Source organism: Nitrospira sp. (assembly GCA_030692565.1).
Lineage (GTDB): Bacteria > Nitrospirota > Nitrospiria > Nitrospirales > Nitrospiraceae > Nitrospira_D.
The window spans coordinates 1-1207 of sequence record JAUYAO010000005.1 but is presented as its reverse complement, the minus strand read 5'-3'; the positions used below and the strand labels follow the sequence as shown (position 1 = coordinate 1207).

Annotated in this window: 1 protein-coding gene; it reads left to right on the top strand. The window is 61.6% G+C overall.

Annotated elements, in window-relative coordinates; genetic code table 11:
- Positions 1–2 precede the first annotated feature (2 nt).
- The coding region (gene tuf, locus Q8N04_01645; protein MDP3089352.1) for an elongation factor Tu at positions 3–1207 on the top strand (1205 nt) is incomplete at its 3' end.

Below are 1207 nucleotides of genomic sequence, written 5' to 3'. Positions count from 1 at the left end.
TTATGGCGAAGGCGAAATTTGAGCGGAAGAAGCCGCATGTGAACATTGGGACGATCGGGCACGTGGACCACGGGAAAACCACGTTGACCGCCGCCTTGACCAAGGTGTGCGCCGATCGCGGGCTGGCGAAGTTCATTCCGTACGACGAAGTGGCGAAGGCGAGCGAGAGTCAGGGGCGGCGCGATGCCACCAAGATCATGACCATCGCGATCAGTCACGTCGAGTACGAGACCGACAACCGGCACTATGCGCACGTCGACTGTCCGGGCCACGCCGATTATGTGAAGAACATGATCACCGGCGCCGCCCAGATGGATGGCGCGATCCTCGTGGTGAGCGCGGCCGACGGCCCCATGCCGCAGACGCGGGAGCACATCTTGTTGGCCCGCCAGGTCGGCGTGCCCTACATCGTCGTGTTTCTGAACAAGGCCGACAAGGTCGACGACAAGGAACTCTTGGAATTGGTCGAGCTCGAAGTGCGGGAATTGCTGACGAAGTATGGCTTCCCGGGCGACAAGACCCCGATCATTCACGGCAGCGCCTTGAAGGCGATGGAAGCGGATCCGGGCGAATTGGGCGTGCCCTCGATCATGAAGTTGTTGGCGGCGGTGGATAGCTACATTCCGACTCCGCAGCGGCCGATCGACAAGCCGTTCCTGATGCCGATCGAAGACGTGTTCACCATCAGCGGCCGCGGCACGGTCGTGACGGGGCGTGCGGAGCGCGGCATCGTGAAGGTGGGCGACGAAATCGAAATTGTGGGGTTGCGGCCGACGCAGACGACGATCGTGACCGGCGTGGAAATGTTCCGCAAGGTCTTGGATGAAGGCCAGGCGGGCGACAACATCGGCGTCTTGTTGCGCGGCACGAAGAAGGAAGATGTGGAGCGCGGCATGGTGTTGTGCAAGACGAAGAGCATCACGCCGCACACCAAGTTCAAGGCCGAGATCTATGTGTTGACGAAGGAAGAAGGCGGCCGGCATACCCCGTTCTTCAACGGGTATCGCCCGCAGTTCTACTTCCGGACGACGGACGTGACGGGGATTGTCTCGCTCAACCCGGGCGTGGAAATGGTCATGCCGGGGGATAACGTGAGTGTGACGGGTGAATTGATCAGCCCGATCGCCATGGAGCAGGGGCTCCGCTTTGCGGTGCGCGAGGGCGGCAAGACGGTCGGCTCCGGCGTGGTCACCGAGATTCTGGCGTA